This window comes from Streptomyces sp. CC0208 (assembly GCF_003443735.1).
In the GTDB taxonomy this organism is placed as follows: Bacteria; Actinomycetota; Actinomycetes; order Streptomycetales; family Streptomycetaceae; genus Streptomyces; species Streptomyces sviceus.
On sequence record NZ_CP031969.1, the window covers coordinates 3,627,826 to 3,649,964 of the forward strand.

The 22,139-nt window shown below is 70.8% G+C and carries 23 protein-coding genes and 3 tRNA genes; 7 read left to right on the top strand and 19 right to left on the bottom strand.

The features are described 5' to 3' along the window. Positions 1-28 precede the first annotated feature (28 nt). From rpmG to D1369_RS16400, 3 genes are all read right to left on the bottom strand, one after another. Positions 29-193, bottom strand: coding sequence for a 50S ribosomal protein L33 (gene rpmG, locus D1369_RS16390; RefSeq protein ID WP_003948671.1), 165 nt, complete (start codon positions 191-193; stop codon positions 29-31). Between the two features lie 88 nt (positions 194-281). Next, positions 282-354, bottom strand: a tRNA-Met gene (locus D1369_RS16395). A gap of 46 nt (positions 355-400) precedes the next feature. Continuing rightward, positions 401-473, bottom strand: a tRNA-Thr gene (locus tag D1369_RS16400). Between the two features lie 258 nt (positions 474-731). On the opposite strand from D1369_RS16400, the gene D1369_RS16405 reads away from it, so the two are divergent. The 3 genes from D1369_RS16405 (at position 732) to D1369_RS16415 (ending at position 3,204) form a co-directional block, all read left to right on the top strand. After that, positions 732-2,003 carry an amidohydrolase family protein gene (locus tag D1369_RS16405; protein ID WP_118082508.1) on the top strand — a complete coding sequence of 424 codons (1,272 nt, stop codon included), beginning with the start codon at positions 732-734 and terminating at the stop codon, positions 2,001-2,003. A 164-nt stretch (positions 2,004-2,167) separates the two neighbouring features. After that, entirely contained in the window at positions 2,168-2,824 is a 657-nt protein-coding gene (locus tag D1369_RS16410; protein WP_007384033.1) for an NAD(P)H-binding protein, read from the top strand. A gap of 2 nt (positions 2,825-2,826) precedes the next feature. Further along, positions 2,827-3,204, top strand: coding sequence for a nuclear transport factor 2 family protein (locus tag D1369_RS16415; RefSeq protein ID WP_007384032.1), 378 nt, complete (start codon positions 2,827-2,829; stop codon positions 3,202-3,204). A gap of 77 nt (positions 3,205-3,281) precedes the next feature. On the opposite strand, the gene D1369_RS16420 is transcribed toward D1369_RS16415, so the two are convergent. Further along, a complete protein-coding gene (locus D1369_RS16420; RefSeq protein ID WP_007384031.1) occupies positions 3,282-3,494 on the bottom strand; it encodes a hypothetical protein in 213 nt (70 codons plus the stop codon). Positions 3,495-3,747: 253 nt separating this feature from the next. Between D1369_RS16420 and D1369_RS16425 the strand changes: the two genes are divergently transcribed. Then, positions 3,748-4,287 (top strand): hypothetical protein, encoded by a 540-nt coding sequence (locus D1369_RS16425; protein WP_007384030.1) that lies wholly within the window; start codon positions 3,748-3,750, stop codon positions 4,285-4,287. A gap of 133 nt (positions 4,288-4,420) precedes the next feature. Here D1369_RS16425 and D1369_RS16430 read toward each other — a convergent pair. Further along, a tRNA-Tyr gene (locus D1369_RS16430) sits at positions 4,421-4,502 on the bottom strand. Between the two features lie 235 nt (positions 4,503-4,737). On the opposite strand from D1369_RS16430, the gene D1369_RS16435 reads away from it, so the two are divergent. Next, positions 4,738-5,226, top strand: a complete 489-nt coding sequence (locus tag D1369_RS16435; RefSeq protein ID WP_007384029.1) for a YajQ family cyclic di-GMP-binding protein — start codon at positions 4,738-4,740, stop codon at positions 5,224-5,226. Between the two features lie 91 nt (positions 5,227-5,317). Here D1369_RS16435 and D1369_RS16440 read toward each other — a convergent pair whose 3' ends face one another. Continuing rightward, positions 5,318-5,584: a GlsB/YeaQ/YmgE family stress response membrane protein gene (locus D1369_RS16440; RefSeq protein ID WP_007384028.1), complete on the bottom strand. Its 267-nt coding sequence runs from the start codon at positions 5,582-5,584 to the stop codon at positions 5,318-5,320. A 211-nt stretch (positions 5,585-5,795) separates the two neighbouring features. Between D1369_RS16440 and D1369_RS16445 the strand changes: the two genes are divergently transcribed. Further along, the gene (locus D1369_RS16445) at positions 5,796-7,040 is read left to right on the top strand and encodes an APC family permease (RefSeq protein WP_037901129.1); all 1,245 of its coding nucleotides are present in this window, start codon (positions 5,796-5,798) and stop codon (positions 7,038-7,040) included. A gap of 30 nt (positions 7,041-7,070) precedes the next feature. On the opposite strand, the gene D1369_RS16450 is transcribed toward D1369_RS16445, so the two are convergent. The 13 genes from D1369_RS16450 to D1369_RS16515 form a co-directional block, all read right to left on the bottom strand. Further along, entirely contained in the window at positions 7,071-7,640 is a 570-nt protein-coding gene (locus D1369_RS16450) for an SMI1/KNR4 family protein (RefSeq protein ID WP_037901127.1), read from the bottom strand. Positions 7,641-8,202: 562 nt separating this feature from the next. Further along, positions 8,203-8,595: a YccF domain-containing protein gene (locus D1369_RS16460; RefSeq protein ID WP_007384025.1), complete on the bottom strand. Its 393-nt coding sequence runs from the start codon at positions 8,593-8,595 to the stop codon at positions 8,203-8,205. After that, positions 8,592-9,455 carry a zinc metalloprotease HtpX gene (gene htpX, locus D1369_RS16465; RefSeq protein ID WP_007384024.1) on the bottom strand — a complete coding sequence of 288 codons (864 nt, stop codon included), beginning with the start codon at positions 9,453-9,455 and terminating at the stop codon, positions 8,592-8,594. The genes D1369_RS16460 and htpX overlap by 4 nt, the downstream gene beginning before the upstream one ends. 213 nt (positions 9,456-9,668) lie before the next feature. Beyond that, positions 9,669-11,213, bottom strand: a complete 1,545-nt coding sequence (locus tag D1369_RS16470; protein ID WP_037903582.1) for an NADH-quinone oxidoreductase subunit N — start codon at positions 11,211-11,213, stop codon at positions 9,669-9,671. 14 nt (positions 11,214-11,227) lie between these two features. Beyond that, complete coding sequence (locus tag D1369_RS16475; RefSeq protein WP_007384022.1) at positions 11,228-12,802, bottom strand: NADH-quinone oxidoreductase subunit M; 1,575 nt, start codon at positions 12,800-12,802, stop codon at positions 11,228-11,230. Between the two features lie 6 nt (positions 12,803-12,808). Beyond that, positions 12,809-14,803 (bottom strand): NADH-quinone oxidoreductase subunit L, encoded by a 1,995-nt coding sequence (locus D1369_RS16480; protein ID WP_007384021.1) that lies wholly within the window; start codon positions 14,801-14,803, stop codon positions 12,809-12,811. Beyond that, positions 14,800-15,216, bottom strand: coding sequence for an NADH-quinone oxidoreductase subunit NuoK (nuoK, locus tag D1369_RS16485; protein ID WP_007384020.1), 417 nt, complete (start codon positions 15,214-15,216; stop codon positions 14,800-14,802). The genes D1369_RS16480 and nuoK overlap by 4 nt, the downstream gene beginning before the upstream one ends. After that, the gene (locus D1369_RS16490) at positions 15,216-15,962 is read right to left on the bottom strand and encodes an NADH-quinone oxidoreductase subunit J (RefSeq protein WP_007384019.1); all 747 of its coding nucleotides are present in this window, start codon (positions 15,960-15,962) and stop codon (positions 15,216-15,218) included. Before D1369_RS16490 ends, nuoK begins: the two co-directional genes overlap by 1 nt. After that, positions 15,959-16,528, bottom strand: coding sequence for an NADH-quinone oxidoreductase subunit I (locus D1369_RS16495; protein ID WP_007384018.1), 570 nt, complete (start codon positions 16,526-16,528; stop codon positions 15,959-15,961). Before D1369_RS16495 ends, D1369_RS16490 begins: the two co-directional genes overlap by 4 nt. 2 nt (positions 16,529-16,530) lie before the next feature. Continuing rightward, positions 16,531-17,499, bottom strand: coding sequence for a complex I subunit 1 family protein (locus D1369_RS16500; protein ID WP_007384017.1), 969 nt, complete (start codon positions 17,497-17,499; stop codon positions 16,531-16,533). Then, complete coding sequence (locus tag D1369_RS43855; RefSeq protein WP_007384016.1) at positions 17,496-19,400, bottom strand: NADH-quinone oxidoreductase subunit C; 1,905 nt, start codon at positions 19,398-19,400, stop codon at positions 17,496-17,498. Before D1369_RS43855 ends, D1369_RS16500 begins: the two co-directional genes overlap by 4 nt. Next, positions 19,397-20,101, bottom strand: a complete 705-nt coding sequence (locus D1369_RS16510; protein ID WP_007384015.1) for an NADH-quinone oxidoreductase subunit B — start codon at positions 20,099-20,101, stop codon at positions 19,397-19,399. Before D1369_RS16510 ends, D1369_RS43855 begins: the two co-directional genes overlap by 4 nt. Continuing rightward, on the bottom strand, positions 20,092-20,514 hold the full coding sequence (locus D1369_RS16515) for an NADH-quinone oxidoreductase subunit A (RefSeq protein WP_007384014.1): 423 nt from the start codon (positions 20,512-20,514) through the stop codon (positions 20,092-20,094). Before D1369_RS16515 ends, D1369_RS16510 begins: the two co-directional genes overlap by 10 nt. 282 nt (positions 20,515-20,796) lie before the next feature. Here D1369_RS16515 and D1369_RS16520 point away from each other — a divergent pair, with 282 nt between their 5' ends. Beyond that, positions 20,797-22,020, top strand: a complete 1,224-nt coding sequence (locus tag D1369_RS16520) for a sensor domain-containing protein (protein ID WP_007384012.1) — start codon at positions 20,797-20,799, stop codon at positions 22,018-22,020. The last annotated feature ends 119 nt before the right edge of the window (positions 22,021-22,139 follow it).

The following is a 22,139-nucleotide window of genomic DNA, read 5'->3' on the forward strand; positions in this document are numbered from 1 at the left end:
CGGGGACGGCCTCGTGTACGAGCCTGATTTATCGCGTTTCGCGGTGCGCGGTGTGCGCGTTGCAACGCGGGCAGTGCTTCTTCATCTCCAGTCGGTCCGGGTTGTTACGCCGGTTCTTCTTGGTGATGTAGTTCCGCTCCTTGCACTCCACGCAGGCCAGCGTGATCTTCGGGCGGACGTCGGTGGCAGCCACAGGAGTGCTCCTTGACGAACGGATGGGACGATTAACGCATAGAAGAGTAGCCGATCGAAGGACCGACCCCACAATCGGCTACTGTCTGTAGCGGTGACCGGACTTGAACCGGTGACACAGCGATTATGAGCCGCTTGCTCTACCGACTGAGCTACACCGCTGAGATGCGATCCGTTCCCGTCTCACGACGGGAACCTCACACACCAGAGCCCCAATACGGAATCGAACCGTAGACCTTCTCCTTACCATGGAGACGCTCTGCCGACTGAGCTATTGGGGCGAGCGATGAAGACATTACACGCTCCGCCGCCGTTCGCCCAAATCCGTTTCGCGCAGCCCTGAGGGCCTTGATCCACGGGGTTCCCGCAGGCCTCGACAGCCCCTCCGGTACGGCGGACCACACCGGTACGACTATTGCGCTCCTCCCCGTCGCGGGCGCACCGCCACCCTAGGCTCGACTCACTCTGCGTGATCTTGCGTCCTCTTGCGCGGTTCCGGTGGCTCCGGGCTTGCGCAGCCCCCGAGCCCCTGGAGCGCGATGCCCGACAGCCAGCCGCAGCCGCCCCACTCCTCGTCCTCGTCGGGTGCCGCGTCGTCGTGCCGGTCCGAGGGGGCCGGCCTGCTGTTGTGCGGGGCACGGCTCACCGACGGCAGGACCGTGGACGTACGGCTGGGCGGCGGCCGCATCGAGGCGGTCGGTACGGCCGGGAGCCTGGCCGGAAGCGGCACGCACGCGTGCGGCGCGCGTGTGGATCTCAGCGGCTATCTGCTCCTGCCTGCCCCGGCCGAGCCGCACGCCCACGGCGACACCGCGCTGTCGGCCGACGCCGAGGGCCCGGTCTCCCCCGATCCCCAGGACGTCCAGCGCAGGGCCACGGAGGCCACTCTGCTGCAGCTCGGGCACGGGGCGACCGCGCTCCGGGCACACGTACGCGTGGGCGACGTCCAGGGGCTGGGCGCCCTGGCCGCCGTACTCCAGGCGCGGCGGTCGCTGCGCGGGCTCGCCGAGTTGACGGCCGTGGCGATGCCCCGGGTGCTGACCGGGGTGGCGGGGGCGGAGGGGCTCGCCATGTTGCGGGACGCGCTGAAAATGGGTGCCTCGGTGGTGGGCGGCTGTCCGGATCTCGACCCCGATCCGACCGGTTACGCGGAGGCGGTCCTGGAGGTCGCATCGGAACACGGCTGCCCCGTGGACCTGCACACCGACGCCACCGACCCGGCCCGGCTCGCCCGCCTCGGCGCCATGGCCGGTGGGCTGCGGCCCGGCGTGACCCTCGGCCCCTGCGCGGGCCTCGACCGGCTCCCCGCGGACGTGGTCTCCCGCACCGCCGACCAGCTCGCGGCGGCCGGAGTCGCCGTGGTGTGCCTCCCGCAGGGCGGCTGCGCGGGCGTGGACGGGCGGGGCACGGCTCCGGTACGGCTGCTGCGCGCGGCCGGGGTCCGGGTGGCGGCCGGCAGCGGCGCACTGCGGGACGCCTGCAACCCCGTGGGCCGCGGTGACCCCCTGGAGGCCGCGTACCTGCTCGCCTCCCGGTACGGCCTGCGGCCGGAGGACGCCTACGACACGGTGAGCACCTCGGCGCGAGCCGTACTCGGGTTGCCCGAGGTCCGCGTGGAGGCCGGCTTCCCGGCCGAGCTGCTCGCGGTACGCGGCGACCGCCTGGCCGGCGCGCTCTCCCTGGCGTACAGCCGGATCGTGGTGCACAGGGGGCGCGTGGTGGCACGGACGAGCGCGGTACGGGAGTACTGCAACTCGGCGGCGGCCGCGGAGTTGGGGCTGCCGCGGCAGGGGCGCGGGGACGTGTCGTAGGCGGAGGGGACGTGTCGTAGGCGCAAGCGCGTCGTAGGAGGCCCGGGGCAAGGAGGCGGCGGGGCAAGGAGGCGGCGGCACTGTGTCCCGTGTGCGCCCCCTCAGCCCCACCCCTCACTCCCCTGACGCGGCGTTCGCGGGTGTTCCGGCGTACGGTCGAAGGCATGCGCATTGTCATCGCTGGTGGTCATGGTCAGATCGCGCTGCGGCTGGAGCGGCTGCTCGCCGCGCGCGGGGACGAGGTCGCGGGGATCATCCGCCGCCCGGAACAGGGCGACGACCTGCGGGACGCCGGTGCCGAACCGGTCGTCCTCGACCTGGAGTCGGCCTCGGTCGAGGAGGTCGTGGCGGCTCTGCGGGGCGCGGACGCGGCCGTCTTCGCCGCGGGCGCGGGCCCCGGCAGCGGCGCATCCCGCAAGGACACCGTGGACAAGGCCGCCGCGGTGCTGTTCGCGGACGCGGCGGTCCGGGCGGGCGTGCGGCGCTTCGTGATCGTGTCCTCCATGGGCGCGGACCCCCGGCACGAGGGCGACGAGATCTTCGACGTGTATTTGCGCGCCAAGGGCGAGGCCGACGCCTATGTGAGTGGCCTGGACGACCTGGACTGGACGATTCTGCGCCCCGGCGCGCTCACGGACGACGCCGGCAAGGGCCTCGTCCGACTGGAGGCGCACACCGGCCGTGGCCCGATCCCGCGCGACGACGTGGCCGCCGTACTGGCGGAGTTGCTGGACACGCCCGCGACGGCCGGGCTGACGCTGGAACTGGTGAGCGGTTCCACGCCGGTGTCGGTGGCGGTGAAGTCGGTGGCGGGCAACTGAGGATGGCCGCCGAGGGGGTGCCGGCCGCGCGGGAGGCCCTGCTGCGGCGGATGTACGAGGTCTTCGCGACGGACGAGCGTGACGCCTTCGTACCGCGCTGTCTGGCTCCGGACGTGGACTGGCCGAACATGCTGGACGGCGGCCGGCTGCATGGCCATGAGGCGGTACGGGCGTACTGGGCACGGCAGTTCACGGCGGGGCATCCGCTCGTACGGCTGGAGGGGCTGCGGCCGGGCGGGGCGGCCGAGACGGTGGTGGTCACCGTACGGCTCGGGACGCGCGACGCGGCGGGCGCCGAGCGGTGGGCCGAGGAGACCGTGGAGCACGTGTACGGGTTCGGGGAGGACGGACTGGTCGCGCGGATGGACGTGCGGGCGTAGTCGCTCGGCACGTGACGGCACGTCACGTGCCGTCCCGTCCCGTCAGCGGACGGCCACTCGGCCGGGTACGGCGGACGTCAGAACAGGGGCAGCTGGCCGGGTACGACGGGCACTGCGTACCCGTCCAACGACGGCTGTGCGGCTCCGAGTTCCGCCTGCCTGCGGGAGCCAGGGCACGAGACGAGCTGGCCCCTCTCACGCGCGCCGGGCGGGTCGTGCCGGGCGAAGCGGCCGGCGACGACGGCGATCTCGCGGCGGCACTCGGGGCAGAGCCTGCGACGACTGGACATGCAGTCAGTGTGCCCCGGGCGCGCGGGGTATGTGCGTCTGGAGTGTGGCGTTGGGTCGATCGGGGTTAGGGGGACGGGGTGGGGCGGACGCCGAGGCGGAGGGCGAGAAACGGCGGCGGGGTGACGGGCGGACGGCCCTCGGGCCTTGCCGCACACAGGAGCTGACTGCTTGTCGGCCTGTTGCCCATAGGCGGCTGCCGAAAGGGCATTCGGAAACGACAGGGTTCTTGTCGATTCCGAGGAGGTACGCGCCATGCGCTCCTTCAAGCGCTGGCTCGACCGCAGTCTGGCCGCACAGGCGGTCCTGATCTTCCTGTTAGGCGTGGGTGTCAGCGCCCTGTTCCGCCGGGGTGACCATCCGGTCCTCTGGGTGGTCCAGGGGTTCTTCTACGCCGCCATCGGCATCACGTTCACGGCCGTACACCGTCGTCGGGCCATCCGCGCGGCAGGCACGGACCCACGCGGTCTCGTCGAGCTCGGCCGCAGGATCCGGCATCGCGAGGTGCCGAGCGAGCCCGAGCAACGCGAATCGATGCGGCGGCTGGTCGACGACCAACTGAGCCTGCTGGAACGCAACCGCCGGTGGCTGCCGTACTGGCTGGGCTTCATGGGCCTGATCACCGTCGCCCTGCTCGCCCTCGGGGTGGCCACCGGATCACTGGCCCTCCCGCTCGTTTTCGCGGTCGCCGTGACCGGTTTCTGCTGCTGGGTCGCCTGGATGCGGCGCCGGTCCTTGGACCGCCTCCACCACATGCGCGCGGCACTGCGGGAGGACCACGAACACGTGTCCTGACACCGCCGGACCGACCGGTGCAGTGCACATCACCGTCCTGCGCCAGGCAACCCGGCGCCGGGAACTTCCCACACACGAAGAGACCCCCTCCGCTCTGCGTTTCCGCAGTTCGGAAGGGGTCTCTTTCTCAGCGTGGCGGCGCCAGGATTCGAACCTGGGAAGGCTGAGCCGGCAGATTTACAGTCTGCTCCCTTTGGCCGCTCGGGCACACCGCCGGGGTTGCTGCCCTTCGAACCGTCTTGCGGCGGTGCTCCGTGGCAACGACGTAAACAATACCTGATACCGAGGGGTGCTTCGCCACCCGATTGATCTGCGCCCGGAGGGCATGGGGTGACTAGGCTTGGGCGGATGCGGCCCGGGTTCACACCGGGCTCGGCGCCCGCCTCCACGTACGCCGATACGCATCCGTACGCAGGTTGACACGCACCCCGATACAAGGAGCCACAGGACATGGCCGACTCCAGTTTCGACATCGTCTCGAAGGTCGAGCGGCAGGAGGTCGACAACGCCCTCAACCAGGCCGCCAAGGAGATCTCCCAGCGCTACGACTTCAAGGGCGTGGGTGCCTCGATCTCGTGGTCCGGCGACAAGATCCTGATGGAGGCGAACTCCGAGGACCGGGTAAACGCCGTTCTCGACGTCTTCCAGTCCAAGCTGATCAAGCGTGGGATCTCGCTGAAGGCGCTCGACGCGGGTGAGCCGCAGCTCTCCGGCAAGGAGTACAAGATCTTCGCGTCGATCGAGGAGGGCATCTCCCAGGACAACGCCAAGAAGGTCGCGAAGATCATCCGTGACGAGGGCCCGAAGGGCGTGAAGGCCCAGGTCCAGGGCGACGAGCTGCGGGTCAGCTCGAAGAGCCGTGACGACCTGCAGTCCGTCATCGCCCTGTTGAAGGGCAAGGACTTCGACTTCGCGATCCAGTTCGTGAACTACCGGTGAGCCGCTGATTCACCGATCGGCACCGATCCACGAGGAAGGGTGGGCACCTGGTCGGTGCCCACCCTTCTCGCCTGCTGGCTGCGGTTCGGGGTCAGTCGCGCGAGTTGCCGAACAGGAGACGGTAGGCGATCAGGAGCACGAGGGAGCCGCCGATCGCGGCGGCCCAGGTGGGACCGTCGTAGAAGCTCTTGCTGACCGGGTGGTCCAGCCAGCGGGCCGATATCCAGCCGCCGATGAACGCGCCCGCGACGCCGATGAGAGTCGTCCCGATCAAGCCGCCCGGGTCACGGCCCGGCAGCAGGAACTTGGCGATGGCTCCGGCCAACAGCCCCAGGATGATCCAGCCGATGATGCTCATGCCCTGAACCTGCCCTTCCGCGCTGTGCCCGCACTGTCCGCGGACAGTGATCTCCGTCCGGGCGGACCGGGCGAGCGCTCCTGTGCATAGGTCGTACGCCGTACGCGTCCGGCCTGTGTGCGGTGTCTTCGAGCGGGCGTTCGCCTCTCGTTGCCGGAGAGGACGTCAGGGCCGTGTCCTGCGGTTGCACGGGATCAGTAGGGTGCGGCTCATGACGCATTCCGGGGCCGAACTGCGGCGCACGCTGGGAGTGGGGGACGCCGTCGTCATCGGGCTCGGCTCGATGATCGGCGCCGGGATCTTCGCCGCCCTCGGGCCGGCAGCGGGCGCGGCCGGATCGGGGCTGCTGCTCGGGCTCGGCGTCGCCGCCGTGGTCGCCTACTGCAACGCCACGTCCTCGGCGCGGCTGGCCGCCCTCTATCCGGCCTCAGGCGGCACCTATGTGTACGGGCGGGAGCGGCTCGGGCCGTTCTGGGGTTATCTTGCGGGCTGGTCGTTCGTGGTCGGAAAGACGGCCTCCTGTGCGGCGATGGCGCTGACGGTGGGTGCGTACGTCTGGCCGGGGCAGGCCCATGCCGTGGCTGTCGCGGCCGTGGTGGCTCTGACCGCGGTGAACTACGGCGGGATCCAGAAGTCCGCCTGGCTGACCCGGGCGATCGTGGCGGTGGTCCTCGCTGTCCTCGCTTCCGTGGTGGTCGTGTGTCTGGGGTCCGGGGCCTCGGAGGCCGGACGGCTGGATGCCGGGGTCTCCGGCGGTGTGGGCGGAGTGCTGCAGGCGGCCGGTCTGCTGTTCTTCGCGTTCGCGGGGTATGCGCGCATCGCGACCCTCGGTGAGGAGGTGCGGGACCCCGCGCGCACCATCCCCCGCGCGATCCCCCTGGCGCTGGGCATCACGCTGGTGGTGTACGCGGGTGTGGCGGTGGCTGTCCTTTCCGTGCTGGGCGCCGCTGCTCTGGGCCGTGCGGACGCGCCGCTGGCCGAGGCGGTGCGGGCAGCCGGGGCGCCGGGGCTCGTGCCGGTGGTGCGGGTGGGTGCCGCCGTGGCCGCGCTCGGCTCGCTGCTCGCCCTGATTCTCGGCGTCTCACGGACGACGCTGGCCATGGCCCGGGACCGGCATCTGCCGGGCGCGCTGTCCGCCGTGCATCCCTGTTTTCAGGTGCCGCACCGGGCCGAGCTGGCCGTGGGTGCGGTGGTCGCGGTCCTCGCCGCCACGGTGGACGTACGGGGCGCGATCGGTTTCTCCTCCTTCGGTGTGCTCGTGTACTACGCGGTGGCCAACACGTCGGCCTGGACGCTCGGTTCGGCTCCGGCGGCCAGGGTGGTGCCGGTGGTGGGGCTGCTCGGGTGTGTGGTGCTGGCGTTCGCGCTGCCCGGGATTTCCGTGGTCGTGGGCGCGGGGGTGCTGGCGGTCGGGGTGGTGGCGTACGGGGTACGACAGTGGTGGGCGGGGCGGTAGGTCAGCGGGCGGGTGCCTCTGAGGGGCTCGTCAGGTCGCGGGGGTCGGCGGTGTCGTGCGTATCGGGAACTCCGCCCAAGGGGGCATCTCCAGTTCTTCGTTCATCTCCTCGTACCAGCCCGTGCCGTCGACCCAGGCCCGCAGCCAGTCCGTGAGGGTGGGGGCGTCCACGAACCAGGAGTGGTCGCGGTCGCCGGCGTTCGGTTCGAAGAGGAGGACCGGAGCTTTTCGGCTGCGGCAGTCCACGCACGCGTACATCGCGCAGCCCCAGTGGGATATCGGCAGGACGCCCTCGGGCCAGGGCCAGTCGGGGTCCTTACGTCCGCTCTTGCGATTGGTCAGGTATTGCACGACGGCCGCGGGTTCACCGGCCGGTGCGCTGTCGAGCAGGGGCAACAGGCCGTACTCCGGGCCGAATCCACCGTCTCCTATCCGCAGGTAGAGGTCGGCGAGCAGCGCGGGCAGGTGGAAGCCCAGTGCGGCCTCGGCGCGGGCCAGGGTGTCCGCCTCCACCGGCTCAGGGAGGGAAGTCCATCCCCACGGTCGGGTGTTGCGGGCCTTGTCCGCCACCCGTGCCAGCAACTGCTCGCTCTCGGTCATGCATTCATGATGCAGGGCGGGACTGACAGCCGGGCAGGCCTGTGGACAACCTCCGGATTGTGGAAAACTCTGGCCGCCCTCGGCTCAGGCGAGGTCACGGCAGGTGCCATGTGGTTCGCCGTGCGGGCCCAGCAGGCGGTAGCCGTGGGACAGGGGCGGTCGGCGCGGATGGTCGAAGGGGTTGTGGTCGGGTGCGGTTCCCTCGATCGTGACGTCCCGCAGTGTCAGGTCGCGGGCGCAGGGGCGGTCGTCGAGGAGGCGCGTTTCTTCCAGATGGCCTCGGCGACCGCCGCGCCGGTCTTGTCGAGGATCTCCAGGGTCGGTGACCCGAGGGCGCCGGTCCTTCGGCACTCGCGCGGGTGAGGGCTTCTCTCAACTGCCCCTCGGGAGCGCAGCCGAGAAGGTCGTATGCCTCCCGGAGGGGAGGAGGCGGGTCGGCGAAGAGATCTTCGGCGTCCTCGCACCAGGCCCACGTCTCCTCGTGGCCCTCCTCGCCCTCGAACTCGGCCTGCCGGTCGTACGACAGCAGGACGTATTCGGCGCCCCCTCCCGCGGCCGTCCGTCAGCGGGCCGCGAACGGCTCGTCCGTGGGGACGATTTCGCGGCCCAGTGGGAACAGGGACACGGGGATCAGCTTGAAGTTGGCGATGCCGAACGGGATACCGATGATCGTGAGGCAGAGGACGAGGCCCGTGGCGATGTGGCCCAGCGCCAGCCACCAGCCGGCGAGGACCAGCCACAGGACGTTGCCGACGAAGGAGGGTGAGCCCGCGTCACGGCGCTCGACCGTGGTGTACCCGAAGGGCCAGAGGGCGTAGACGCCGATACGGAAGGCCGCTATGCCGAACGGGATGCCGATGATGGTGATGCACAGCACCGCGCCCGCGGCCAGGTAGGCGAGGAACAGCCAGAAGCCGCTCAGGACGAGCCAAATGACGTTCAGGATGGTTTTCACTGGGGGCGACCTGCCATCTTCTCGAGCCGGGCGATGCGTTGCGCCATCGGCGGGTGTGTCGAGAACATCTTGGACAGTCCCTGGCCAGGGCGGAAAGGATTCGCGATCATCATGTGGCTCGCGGTCTCGATGCGCGGCTCGGGGGGCAACGGCAGCTGCTTGGTGCCCATGTCGAGCTTGCGCAGGGCGCTGGCGAGCGCGAGGGGGTCGCCGGTGAGCTGGGCGCCGGACGCGTCCGCCTCGTACTCCCTGGAGCGGCTGATGGCCATCTGGATGAGGCCGGCCGCCAGCGGTCCGAGGATCATGATCATCAGCATGCCGAGAAGGCCCGGGCCGTCGTCGTCGTCGGAGCGGCCGATCGGGATCAGCCAGGCGAAGTTGACCAGGAACATGATCACGGAGGCGAGGGCGCCGGCGACCGAGGAGATCAGGATGTCCCGGTTGTAGACATGGCTGAGTTCGTGGCCGATGACGCCGCGCAGTTCGCGCTCGTCCAGCATGCGCAGGATGCCGTCGGTGCAGCACACGGCGGCGTTGCGCGGGTTGCGGCCGGTCGCGAAGGCGTTGGGTGCCTCGGTCGGCGAGATGTACAGCCGCGGCATGGGCTGACGGGCCTGGGTGGAGAGTTCGCGGACCATGCGGTACAGAGCCGGTGCCTCGAACTCGCTCACCGGGCGGGCACGCATCGCGCGTAGAGCCAGCTTGTCGCTGTTCCAGTACGCGTACGCGTTGGTGCCCAGCGCGATCAGGACGGCCACCACCAACCCCATACGGCCGAAGAAGCTGCCGATGACGATGATGAGTGCGGACAGTCCCCCGAGGAGGACTGCGGTCCTGAGCCCGTTGTGCCGGCGGTGCACGGTACGCCCTCCAAGTGGTGCCGCAGGGGAACCCTTTGCTTACTGGTCTCCGATGTCTTCCGATGCCACAGTCCGTGGTGTCACGTCCAGTGGACCTTCCCGTCTTGCTCAACGCCAGGCGAGGGCCACTAGTTCCCTTGTGCGCACGCAGGCCCAGGTGGGCCGTCCGGGTGACGGTCCGGGAGGGGCGGTTCAGGTTCGGGAAGGGCCGGTTCAGAAGAGGCCGGTGTCGGCGAAGCGCAGCACCAGTTGGGGCGCGCCCGAGAGCGCGACGCCGAGGACGCCGGTCAGGGCGAGCGCGGCTGTGAGGGGGGCGGGGACACGGTGTGTGGCGGGTTCGCCCTCCGGGGCCCGGAACAGCAGCGTCGTCCACTGGAGGTAGTAGAACAGCGCGATCACGACATTGACGGCCATGACCACGGCGAGCCAGCCGAGGCCCGCGTCCACGGCCGCCGAGAAGACGGTGACCTTGGCGAACAGGCCGATGATGCCCGGCGGCAGCCCGGCCAGGCAGAGCAGGAAGAAGGCCAGCAGAAGGGCGGCGAACGGGTTGGTCGCGTAGAGGCCCCGGTAGTCGGTGAGGCGGTTCGCGGCCTTCGTACGACCCACCAGCGCGGCGACCGCGAAGGCGCCGAGGTTCACGGCGGCGTACATGAGGGCGTAGGCGACGGTGGAGCCTACGGACCGCTCGGCGTCGTCGGAGTACGCGGCGGCGGCGATCGGGACGAGGAGGTAGCCGGCCTGGCCGACGGAGGACCAGGCGAGCAGCCGTACGGCGCTGTACGCGCGCGTGGCCTGCTGTCGCAGGGCGCCGACGTTGCCGACGGTCATGGTGAGGGCGGCGAGTGCGGCGAGTGCCGGGCCCCAGACGTCGGCATACGACGGCAGGGCGACCACGGTGATCAGGATCAGGCCGGAGAAGCCGACCGCCTTGCCGACGACCGACAGGTAGGCGGCGATCGGGAGGGGCGCGCCCACGTACGTGTCGGGCACCCAGAAGTGGAAGGGCACGGCGGCCGTCTTGAAGGCGAAGCCGACGAGGGTGAGGACGACGCCGGTCTGGGCGAGGGTGTGGAGTTGTCCGTCGACGTGCTGGATGCGGTCGGCGACCTGGCTCAGGTAGAGGGTTCCCGTGGAGGCGTACACGAAGCTGATGCCCATGAGGCTGACCGCGGTGGCGGTGACCGAGGACAGGAAGAACTTCAGTGCTGCTTCGGAGGACCTCCTGTCGCCGGGCCGGATTCCGACCAGGGCGAAGGCGGGCAGGGAGGCGACTTCCAGGGCGACGATCAGGGTCGCCAGGTCGCGGGAGGCCGGCAGGAGGGCGGCGCCGGCGGCTGAGGAGAGCAGCAGGAACCAGTACTCCCCTTCGGGGAGTCTCTTGTCGGCGTCCTTGAGGGTGGTGACCGACAGGAGGGCGGCGAGGAGGGCGCCGCCGAGGACGACGAACTGGATGACGAGCGTGAAGCGGTCGGCCGTGTAGCTGCAGACGCCGCCGTCGCCGGTCAGGCAGAAGGTGCTGCGGTCGCCGTCCAGGAGGGGCAGCAGCAGGAGCGCGGAGGCGGCCAGGCCCGCGACCGAGACCCACCCGAGCAGGGCTTTCCTCTGTTCGCCGACGAACAGGTCGGCGACGAGGACGGCGAGAGCGACGACCGCCGCGACGGTCGGCGGCGCGATCGCGAGCCAGTCGACGGACTGGACGAGGTTCGCGGCCGTCGCGGTCAGCGGCTGGGCCGACGAAGCCAGTGGCTGGGCCATGGCGGCCAGGGTGCTCATCGGTTGCCTCCTGCGAGGAGCTGCTGGACGGCCGGGTCGGTGAGGCCGAGGAGGGCCTTCGGCCACAGGCCCGCCACGACGGTGAGGGCGACGAGCGGCGTCCAGGCCGCGAACTCGTACGTGTGGACGTCGGCGAGCTGGGGGGCGTCCTGGGGTACGGCGCCCATGCAGACGCGGCGGACCACGACGAGCATGTAGGCGGCCGTCAGGAGGGTGCCGAACGCTCCGATCGCCATGAAGGTGAGGAAGGCGGGGCGGCTGAGGTCGTCGGCGGGCTTGAAGGCTCCGAAGAGCGCCAGCATCTCGCCCCAGAATCCGGCGAGGCCGGGCAGGCCGAGCGAGGCGACCGCGCCGAAGGCCAGCAGGCCGCCCAGGCGGGGGGCCTTGCCGTACAGGGCAGCCCCGGTCTCCTCGGCCAGGGTGTCGAGGTCAGTGGTGCCGGTGCGGTCCTTCAGGGCGCCGACCAGGAAGAACAGGAGGCCGGTGATGAGGCCGTGGGCAATGTTGGCGAACAGGGCGCCGTTCACGCCGGTCGGGGTCATGGTGGCGATGCCGAGCAGGACGAAGCCCATGTGGCCGACGGAGGAGTAGGCGATAAGGCGTTTGAGATCGCCCTTCGCGCCCCGCTTGGCGAGGGCGAGACAGACCAGTGATCCGTAGATGATCCCGACCACGGCGAAGGCGGCGAGGTAGGGCGCGAAGTCACGGAAGCCGTCGGGCGCGATCGGCAGCAGAATGCGGACGAACCCGTACGTACCCATCTTCAGCAGGACACCGGCCAGCAGCACCGAGCCGACGGTCGGCGCGGCAGTGTGGGCGTCGGGCAGCCAGCTGTGCAGCGGCCACATCGGGGTCTTGACCGCGAGTCCGATCCCGATCGCCAGGACGGCGATGACCTGCACGGATGTGGTCAGCGACCGGCCGTTGTCAGTGGCGAGTGCCACCATGTCGAATGTGCCCGCCTTGATCCCGATCAGGAGCAGGCCGAGCAGCATCACGACCGAGCCGAGCAGTGTGTAGAGGATGAAGCGCCAGGCGGCGGCCTGGCGGTCCGCGCCGCCCCAGCGGGCGATGAGGAAGTACATCGGGATGAGCACCGTCTCGAACGCGAGGAAGAACAGCAGCAGATCGAGGACGGCGAAGGTCGCGAGGGTGCCGGACTCGAGGACGAGCAGCAGCGCGACGAAGGCCTTCGGGGTCGGCCCCGACGGCATCTTGAAGTAGGAGTAGAGCGCGCAGAGGAAGGTCAGCAGCGCGGTCAGGACCAGAAGGGGGAGGGAGATGCCGTCGATGCCGAGGTGGATGCGCACGTCGAGTGCGGGGATCCAGCTGATGTCGGTCGTGGCCTGCATCTTCGACGGGTGGTCGTGGTCGAAGCCGAGCGCGAGGACGATCGCGGCGATGAGGATCACGCCGGTGACGGTCACCCCGTGCCGCAGTACGGCCTGGTCGGGCGACTTCCCCTTCAGTCCGGGCGGGGCAGGGAGCAGAGCCGTGACGGCACCGAGGAGCGGGCCGGCCACGACGAACGCCAGAAGGAACTGCATCACGGACTCGTTGATATCGATCACGCCTGCTCACGCTCCCGTGGCGACGAGGACGACGGCGACCGCGAGGACGACGGTGCCGGCGAGCAGCGCGCTCACATAGGTCTGCAGATTGCCGGTCTGGGCCCGCCGTACGGCGGTGCCGAGCCAACGGGGCAGTGTTCCCGCGCCGCGTACGTAGGTCTCGACGACCTCGCGGTCCAGGAACCGGACGAGGGTGGCTCCGGCCTGGACCGGGCGGACGAAGAGGGCCGTGTACAGGGCGTCCAGGTGGAAGCCGACGGCCGCGTGGCGGTGCAGCGGGCCGAGCAGCAGCCGTCCGGGGTCAGCGGGGTCGGGCGCGTAGGCCACGTCTCCGTAGGCGGGCTCGTGGGTGGCGATGGCCTCGGCCTCGACCAGTCCGGCGTCGCCCTCGGGGTGGGCGGCGACGGCTCCGAGCGGGACGCAAGTCGTGATCGCGCTGGTGTGCCGCCAGGCCGCGTAGGTGACGATGCCGCCGATCAGAGCCACGCCGGTACCGGCGACGGACGTGGTGAGGGTCGGGGTGAGGTCGCGGCCGTCGAACCAGTCGGGCAGCACGCGGTAGGCGAACGCGCCGAGGGCGAGGGAGGGGGCCGCGAGGACCCACAGGACCACGTTCATCGTCAGTGGCTGACGGCCGTGGTCGGGAGCCTCGGTGCCCCGCCCGTGGAAGGCCAGCAGCCACAGGCGGGTCGCGTACGCGGCGGTGAGCAGGGCCGTGAGGAGGCCGGCGACCAGGGTGATCCAGCCCGCGGCGCCGGGAGCGTGCTCGGTGTGGCCGGTGGCGACGTGCTCGGCGGCGCCGAGGACGGACTCCTTGGAGAAGAAGCCGCTGAAGGGCGGGATCGCGGCGAGCGCGAGGAGCGCCACGGTCATCGTCCAGAAGGCGTCGGGGACGCGGGCACGCAGGTCCTTCATGCGGGACATGGCCGCCAGCGAGTTGGTGCCTGCGGCGTGGATGATCACGCCGGCCGCGAGGAACAGCAGCGCCTTGAAGGCGCCGTGGGACAGGAGGTGGAAGACGGCGGCACCGCGGTCGCCGACGGCGAGGGCGCCGGTCATGTAGCCGAGCTGGCCGATCGTCGAGTAGGCGAGGACGCGCTTGATGTCGTCCTGGGCGAGCGCGGCGAGACCGGAACCGACCATCGTGACGGCGGCCATGCCGGCGAGGACCAGCATCGCGGCCTGCGAGGCCTCGAAGACCGGGAGGAGACGGGCGATGAAGTAGACACCGGCGGCGACCATCGTCGCGGCGTGGATCAGCGCGGACACGGGCGTGGGGCCCGCCATCGCGTCGGGGAGCCAGGTGTGCAGCGGAAACTGCGCCGACTTGCCGGCCACACCCGCGAGAAGGAGCAGGGCGATCAGGGTCGGGTGGTCGAGTCCGCCGTGGGCGACGGCGTCGAGGACCTTCGTGATCCGGAAGGAGCCGGCGTCGGTGGCCAGCGCGAACAGGCCGATCAGGAAGGGGACGTCACCGAGCTTGGTCACCAGGAAGGCCTTGAGGGAGGCGGCGCGGGCCTCCGGGGTCTCCCAGTAGTGGCCGACCAGGAAGTACGAGCAGATGCCCATGATCTCCCAGCCGACCAACAGCACGATCAGGTCGCCGGAGTAGACGACGAGCAGCATCGCGGAGGTGAAGAGGGAGACGAGAGCGGCGTAGGAGGGGTAGCGCGGGTCGTCGCGCAGATAGCCGGTCGAGTAGATCTGCACGCAGGTGGCGACGAATGCGACCAGGACGGCGACGAGGGCGGCGAAGCCGTCGATGTACAGGGCGAGTTCGATCGGGACCGAGCCGGTCGGGGTGAGTTCGGTGGCGGCGTTCACCGTCTGGTCGCCACCCTGGCGTACGGCGACCACCGCGGCGAGCGCGAGGGCGACCAGGGGCGGCAGGACGGCGAGCGGGCGGACGAAGCCGGGGGCGGTGCGGCCCAGGAGCAGGCCGGCCGCGGCGCCCAGGAAGGGAAGGAGGGGGACGAGGACGGCGAGGGTGGTCGTGGTCACGCGGTGGCCTCAGCCTTCCCGGTCCGCCCGGATCCTGCGGCCTGCTCGGCCGGACGGACTTCGCTGTCGGTGTCGTCGCGGTCGTCGGGCTCGTGGCCCTCGGCCGTGTCGCGGAGTTTGTCGATGTCGGCGGTGCCGCGGTTGCGGTGGACGGCGAGGACGATCGCGAGGCCGATGCCGATCTCGGCGGCGGCGATGGCGATGGTGAACAGGGTGAGGGCCTGGCCTGAGTGGAGGGTCTCCTCGGCGGCCTCGCTGAGCCAGACGTCGAAGGCGACCAGGTTCAGGTTGACGGCGTTGAGCATCAGCTCGACCGACATCAGGACGAGGATCGCGTTGCGACGGGCGAGGACGCCGTAGAGGCCGGTGCAGAAGAGGAGGGCGGAGAGTACGGCGGGATAGGCGAGGTGCATCAGCGGGCGCCTTCCTGCTCGGCGGACTCGGTTCCCTTGGCCGTCGCGGTTCCCTCGGCCGTCGCGGTTTCTCTGGTCGACGCGGGTTCCTTGGCCGACTTGGTTCCCGCGACCGGCCCATTTCGCCCGATGGGGTGATTACGGGAATCCGGGACGGATGGGGAACCACCGGTCACCGCTCGGGAGTTCACAGGGGGAGAGCTCGACTCCGCCTTCGCCTTGCGGGACAGGACGATCGCGCCGACCAGTGCCGCGAGGAGCAGGACGGAGAGGGCCTCGAAGGGGAGGACCCAGTTCTGGAAGAGGCTCGCGCCGGTGGCCTCGGTGGAGCCGGCGGCGGGGCCGTCCAGGTCGATCCAGGTGGTGCGGAAGGCGTCGGCGACCACCCAGACCAGAGCGGCCGCCGCGGCGAGGGCCACGACGAGGGCGGCCCAGCGGTTGCCGGAGTCGGCGTCCGGGGAGCGGCCGATGGGGGCCCTGGTGAGCATCAGACCGAACAGAAGGAGGACAACGACGGAACCCACATAGATGAGGACCTGCACCCAGGCGATGAACTCGGCGGTGAGCAGGAGGTATTCGACGGCGAGGCCACCGAGGGCCACCACCAGCCACAGGGCGGCGTGCACCAGCTGCTTGGTGGTGACGGTGACGATCGCGGCGCCGAAGGTGACCAGGCCGACGAGGAGGAAGGCGATCTCGACGCCGGTCGGGGAGAGGAAGCCGTGCGCCTCCTGAGCGAGGGTCACGACTCTTCCCCCTGGGGGTCGGCCGGCGCCGTCGGCTCGGCCTGGGCCGCCGCCAGCTTCTCGGCGGTCTTGCGGGCGGTGCCGATCTCCTTCGGTTCCTCGGCTCCGGGGTCGAGGGCCGGTGGGGCCGGGACGGTCCACATCCACTCGCGGAGCTTGTCCCGCTCGTGGGTGAGCTCGCGGATGTCGGTCTCGGCGTACTCGAACTCCGGGGACCAGAACAGGGCGTCGAAAGGACACACCTCGATGCAGATACCGCAGTACATGCAGAGGGAGAAGTCGATGGCGAAGCGGTCGAGGACGTTACGGCTGCGTTCGCGGCCACCGGGGGCCGCCGCCGGGACCGTCTCCTTGTGGGAGTCGATGTAGATGCACCAGTCGGGGCACTCACGGGCGCACAGCATGCAGACCGTGCAGTTCTCCTCGAACAGGCCGATGACGCCGCGGGTGCGGGGCGGGAGGTCGGGCTGGGCGTCGGGGTACTGCTCGGTGACGGTCTTCTTCGTCATCGTGCGCAGGGTGACGGCCAGGCCCTTGGCCAGACCCGAGCCAGGAATGGGGGCCATGGTTACTGGATCACCACCTTGACGATGCCGGTGAGGGCGATCTGGGCGAGGGAGAGGGGGACGAGGAGGGTCCAGGAGAGTTTCTGGAGCTGGTCCTCGCGCAGGCGGGGGTAGGTCACGCGGAGCCAGATGACGACGAAGGCGAGCACGGCCGTCTTGAGGAGGGTCCAGACCCAGCCGAGACCGTCGGCGCCCCAGGGCCCGTGCCAGCCGCCCAGGAAGAGGACGGTGGTCAGGCCGCACAGGACGACGATTCCGGCGTACTCGGCGAGGAGGAACAGGGCGAAGCGCAGTCCGGTGTACTCGGTGTAGGCGCCGAAGATGATCTCCGAGTCGGCGACCGGCATGTCGAAGGGAGGGCGCTGGAGTTCGGCGAGGCCGGCGACGAAGAAGACGATCGCGCCGACGATCTGCCAGGGCAGCCACCACCACTCGAAGGCGTCGAGGATGCCGGGCAGGGAGACGGTGCCGGCCGCCATCGCCACCGAGGCGGCGGTGAGGAGCATGGGGAGCTCGTAGGCGAGGAGCTGTGCGGCGGTGCGCAGACCGCCGAGGAGGGAGAACTTGTTGGCGGAGGCCCAGCCGGCCATGAGGGAGCCGAGGACGCCCACGCCCATCACGGCGAGCACGAAGAACACGCCGGCGTCGACGACCTGGCCGACGGCGCCCTCGCCGGGGCCGATCGGGATGGCGAGGAGGACGAGGAGGTAGGGCAGGAGGGCGACGGCGGGGGCGAGTTGGAAGACGCGGCGGTCCGCGCCCGCGGGCACGATGTCTTCCTTCTGAGCGAACTTCACGCCGTCCGCGACAAGTTGGGCCCAGCCGTGGAAGCCGCCGGCGTACATCGGGCCCAGGCGGCCCTGCATGTGGGCCATCACCTTGTGCTCGGTCTGACCGATGATCAGGGGGAAGGTGAGGAAGACGACGAAGACGATCAGGAGTCGCAGGGCGACGTCGAGAGCGTCGTTCACTGCGGGCCTCCTGCGGGCTTGTCGGGGGTGGGGGGTTCGGGGGTGGAGGGCTTGTCCGGGGCCGGAGACTTGGGAGCCGGGTTCTTGGAGGCCGGGGCGGTGGGATCGGGGTTCGGGCCGGTGTCTTCGGGGCGGTCGGAGGACTGGGCATCCTCGGGAGCCTCAGGAACGTCGGAAGGCCGGGACCTCTCGGGAGTCCCGGGCCGTTCGGGGGCCTTGGGCTTCTCTGAGGTCGTGGCTTCCTCGGAGCTCGTGGGCTCCTCCGAGTGCGTGGACTCTTCGGAGGTCGGCTCCCCGGAAGGCGTCTGCTCCTCCCGTAGCTCGGGGCCTTCGGAAGCCGTGGGTTCTTCGGCAGCCGCAGCGCCTTCTGGGGCCGCGGCTGTTGATGCCCGGGGCTTCTCGGTGGTCTTGCGCACCTCGGGCTTCTCAGGGCGCTCAGAGGGTTCGGACAGTTCGGTGTCCTCAGGTGTGGGGGGCCGCTTCGGTTCCGGGACGTCGAAGGCCGGGCGGGCGTGGTGCCATGGTGCGTCCGGGCTGCGAGGAGTCGCGGGAGGCTTCGGCGGGGCGACGCTCGGGCTCGCGTCGTCGCTCGACGGCTCGGAGCCGGTCGCGGCGGGCCTCTGACTCGCGGAACCGCCCGAGGCAGTACGGGCCCGACGAGGCCCGGTCGGGGCACCGCCCGCCGCCGCTCCCGGAGGCTGCGCTGCGGGCACATCGGGCGCAGAGGCATTGGAGGCAGGTGTGGGTGCACCGGACGCCCGGGTCTCCGACTCGGGTGCAGGTGATCCCTTTACCGGGGCATCCGCTGAGGACGCAGGCAAGCCCGTTGCCGGAGCCTCTGACTCGGGCGCGCCGCCGGCCGGGGTCGCCGAACCGGCACCGGCCCCGGCACCGGTGCCCTCGGATCCTGGTGCCGTCTGGCTGGCGGAGCCCTGTGCAGCGGTACGAGTACGCCGAGGCACGGCCGTCGGCAAGGTTGCGGCAGCGTCCTCCGTCGCCTCCGGCGGGGTCTGGCTCGCCGAGCCCTCGGCCGCCGTGCGCGCACGACGTGGGCCGGCCCCCGCAGCCCCAGCCGCACCCGACGCCGCACGGGCCTCCGCCTGACTGGCAGAGCTCTCGGCAGCCGTACCCGCACGACGCGGACCAGCCCCCGCCGCATCCGCCGCAGCCGCGCTCCCAGACGCCTCCGCCTGACTCGCCGAGCCCTCCGCAGCCGAACGTGCCCGGCGGACCGGGCGGTCGGCTGTGGGTGGGCGTTCGGCCGGGGTGCGGGTGGGGCGTTCTCCGGGGGTGCGGGCTGGGCCGCGGGACGGGCGGGTGGGGGCCGGGGGGAGTTGGCCCTTCAGGGGGCCCCATTCGTTCGGGTCGGGGACTCCTGGGGGGAGCATCTGGCGGCGTTTGGGGCCGCCGTGTTCGGACTCGCCCGGTTCCTTGGCGCCGGGCCAGGCCTTGGCGACGCGAGCGGCCAGGACGAAGTCCTTGCGGAGGGGGTGGCCCTCGAAGGTCTCCGGCAGCAGGAGGTGGTCCAGGGAGGGATGGCCCTCGAAGGTGACGCCGAACATTTCGTGGGTCTCGCGCTCGTGCCAGGCGGCGCCCGCGTAGATGTCGACGGCGGTGGGCAGCACCGGGGTGTCGTGGGAGATCGTCGTGCGCAGGAGCAGGCGTCGTACCGGCGCGAGGGCTGCCACGTGCGCGGCCACGCGGAAGCCGGTGCCGGGTTCGTCGACGGCGCTGAGCCAGTCGAAGTAGGTGCAGCCCAGTTCGTCGCGGGCGACGCGCAGTGCGGTGAGCCAGGTCGTGGGCGGGACGTCCACGGTGAGGATCTCGTAGGACTCCTCGGCGGTGGCCTCGGGGCCGAAGAGTTCCTCGGCGGGGGCGGGGAGCCAGCCGACGGCGGTCACTGTGCGTCCCCCTCACCCGGAGTCGAAGACCCACCCGGAGTCGGTGACCCACCCGGAGTCGGTGACCCACCCGGAGCCGGCGCCGGCGGCCTGACCAGCCCGCTCTGCAGCGCAGCCGTCGACGGGCCGGTCGCGGCCGTCCCGTACCGCTCCCCCAGCGACTCCCTGGCGATCTTCTCCTGGAGCTTCAGGATTCCCTGGAGCAGGGCCTCGGGGCGGGGCGGGCAGCCGGGGACGTAGACGTCGACGGGGATGATCTGGTCGACGCCCTTGGTGACGGAGTAGGAGTCCCAGTAGGGGCCCCCGCAGTTGCTGCACGCGCCGAAGGAGATGACGTACTTCGGCTCCGGCATCTGCTCGTACAGGCGCTTCACCGCGGGCGCCATCTTGTCCGTGACCGTGCCGGAGACGACCATCAGGTCGGCCTGGCGTGGGCCCGGGGCGAAGGGGATGACGCCGAGGCGGATGAAGTCGTGGCGGGCCATGGACGCGGCGATGAACTCGATGGCGCAGCAGGCGAGACCGAAGTTGAACACCCACAGGGAGTACCGGCGGCCCCAGTTGAGGATCACCTTCATCGGCTCGGGGGCGAGGCGGGCGAGGGCGCCCAGCCGCTTCGGCTCCGGGAGCAGAACGGGCTCCGTGGCGCCGGAGTCGGCCGGTGAGCCGGCAACCGTGTGGGCCGCGGGGTTCACGTCCATGCCAGGACACCCTTCTTGTACGCGTAGAGCAACCCCACGGCGAGGAAGCCGAGGAAAATGAACATCTCGACGAGGGTGGTCGCGCCGTAGCCGGGGGCCGCGAAGATCGTGGCCCAGGGGAACAGGAAGATCGAGTCGACGGCGAAGATGACGTAGAGGAAGGCGTAGACGTAGTAGCGGACCTGGGTGTGGGCCCAGCCCTCGCCGACGGGGTCGACTCCGCACTCGTAGGTCAGGAGCTTCTCGGGGGTCGGGACCACGGGTCGCAGCAGCCGTCCGGCGCCGAAGGCGACCGCGACGAACAGCACGCCGACGACGGCGAGCAGTCCGACGACCGAGTACGACTGGAAGTAGTCCGCCGCGACGACGGTCGGATCGACGACGGCTGCATCGACGACGGTCGGTTCCGGCACGTCCGCCCCTCGCTCCCTTGTGAACACCCTGAACACGCTTAACACGCTTAACCACTGCTCACGCCGAGCACGTCGAACACGCTGAGCAGGCTGAACACGCTGAACAACGGACGACACTGTTCGACGATCTGTACGCACGGGAGTCTAGGCCCTGATAAAGGGACGGTAAGCAGCCCGTCACCCATCGAAAGCCGACGGAAAGCCGGAGGTGGGGTTTTCCCCAGCAAGCCGCGGCGGTCCGCCTCATGGCGCGCGGCCGTCTCGCGCGGCACGCTAGCCCATATGACCGAACGCCACACGTCCCTGAGCCGTGCCGTGACCACCGGCAGAGACGGCGGAACCGACGACGGCCGGCCGCCGCCGGCCCGTTTCGCCTTCGACGCGCACACCTGGAAGGAGATCGCGCATCTCCTGGCGAACCTCCCGGTGTCGATCCTCGGCTTCACCTACGTCGTGACCGTGCTCTTCACCGGCTTCTGGCTGACGGTCACGGTGATCGGGCTCCCGCTGCTCGCGGCGGGCCTGCTGGGGGCGCGGCAGCTGGGCAAGCTGGAGCGGGCGCGGGCCCGGGCGCTGCTCGGGGTGCGGGTGGACGAGCCGAGCCGCCTGCCGTGGCGCGCCAGGAACGGCGGCAACGGCTTCTTCGCCCAGCTGTGGATGGCGGTGAAGGACCCCGTGGGCTGGCGGACGGTGCTGTACGACTTCATCCGGCTGCCGTGGGGGGTGCTCACCTTCACCATCACGTTGACGTCGCTGTTCGTGCTGTGGCCGGTGCTGCCGTTCATCGCGCGGGGCCTCGCCAACGTCGACCGGGCGATGGTGCGCGGTCTGCTGTCGCCCTCCGACGAGCTGGAACGGCGTATCGCGGAGCTGGAGTCGGACCGGGGGGTCGTGGTGGACGCGGCCGCGTCCGACCTGCGGCGCATCGAGCGCGATCTGCACGACGGGGCGCAGGCCCGGCTGGTCAACCTGGCCATGGGGCTCGGTCTCGCGAAGGAGAAGCTCCTGGAGGACCCGGAGTACGCGCAGGCGATGGTCGCGGAGGCGCACGGCGAGGTGAAGCTGGCACTCCAGGAGCTGCGGGATCTGGCGCGGGGCATCCATCCCGCCGTACTGACGGACCGCGGACTCGACGCCGCCCTCTCGTCGGTCGCCTCGCGCTGCACGGTCCCGGTGAAGGTGACCGCCGACCTCGACGCGCGGCCGGTCCAGGCCATCGAGGGGATCGCCTACTTCACCGTCTCGGAGCTGCTCCAGAACATCAGCAAGCACAGTGGCGCGCGGTCGGCGTCGGTCGACGTGTGGCGGGCGGAGGACCGGCTGCTCATCCAGGTGTGGGACGACGGCCGCGGCGGCGCCCGGCTCGACGGCGGCACCGGTATGCGCGGGCTCGCGGAGCGCCTCGACGCGGTGGACGGACTGTTCGTCGTCGACTCCCCGCCGGGCGGCCCGACGGTCGTCACGGCGGAGCTGCCGTGGCGGGACCGGGTCCGGGAGCGGCCGTAGCACCAGGGGAAGGGGTGGGGAAAACCCCCCTTCCAAGACGCCGACGGCCTCCATGGTCCGTTGAGCCGCGGCCCAGCAGGGTGGAGGTACGACACCACAGGCGCGGGACGAGAGAAGAA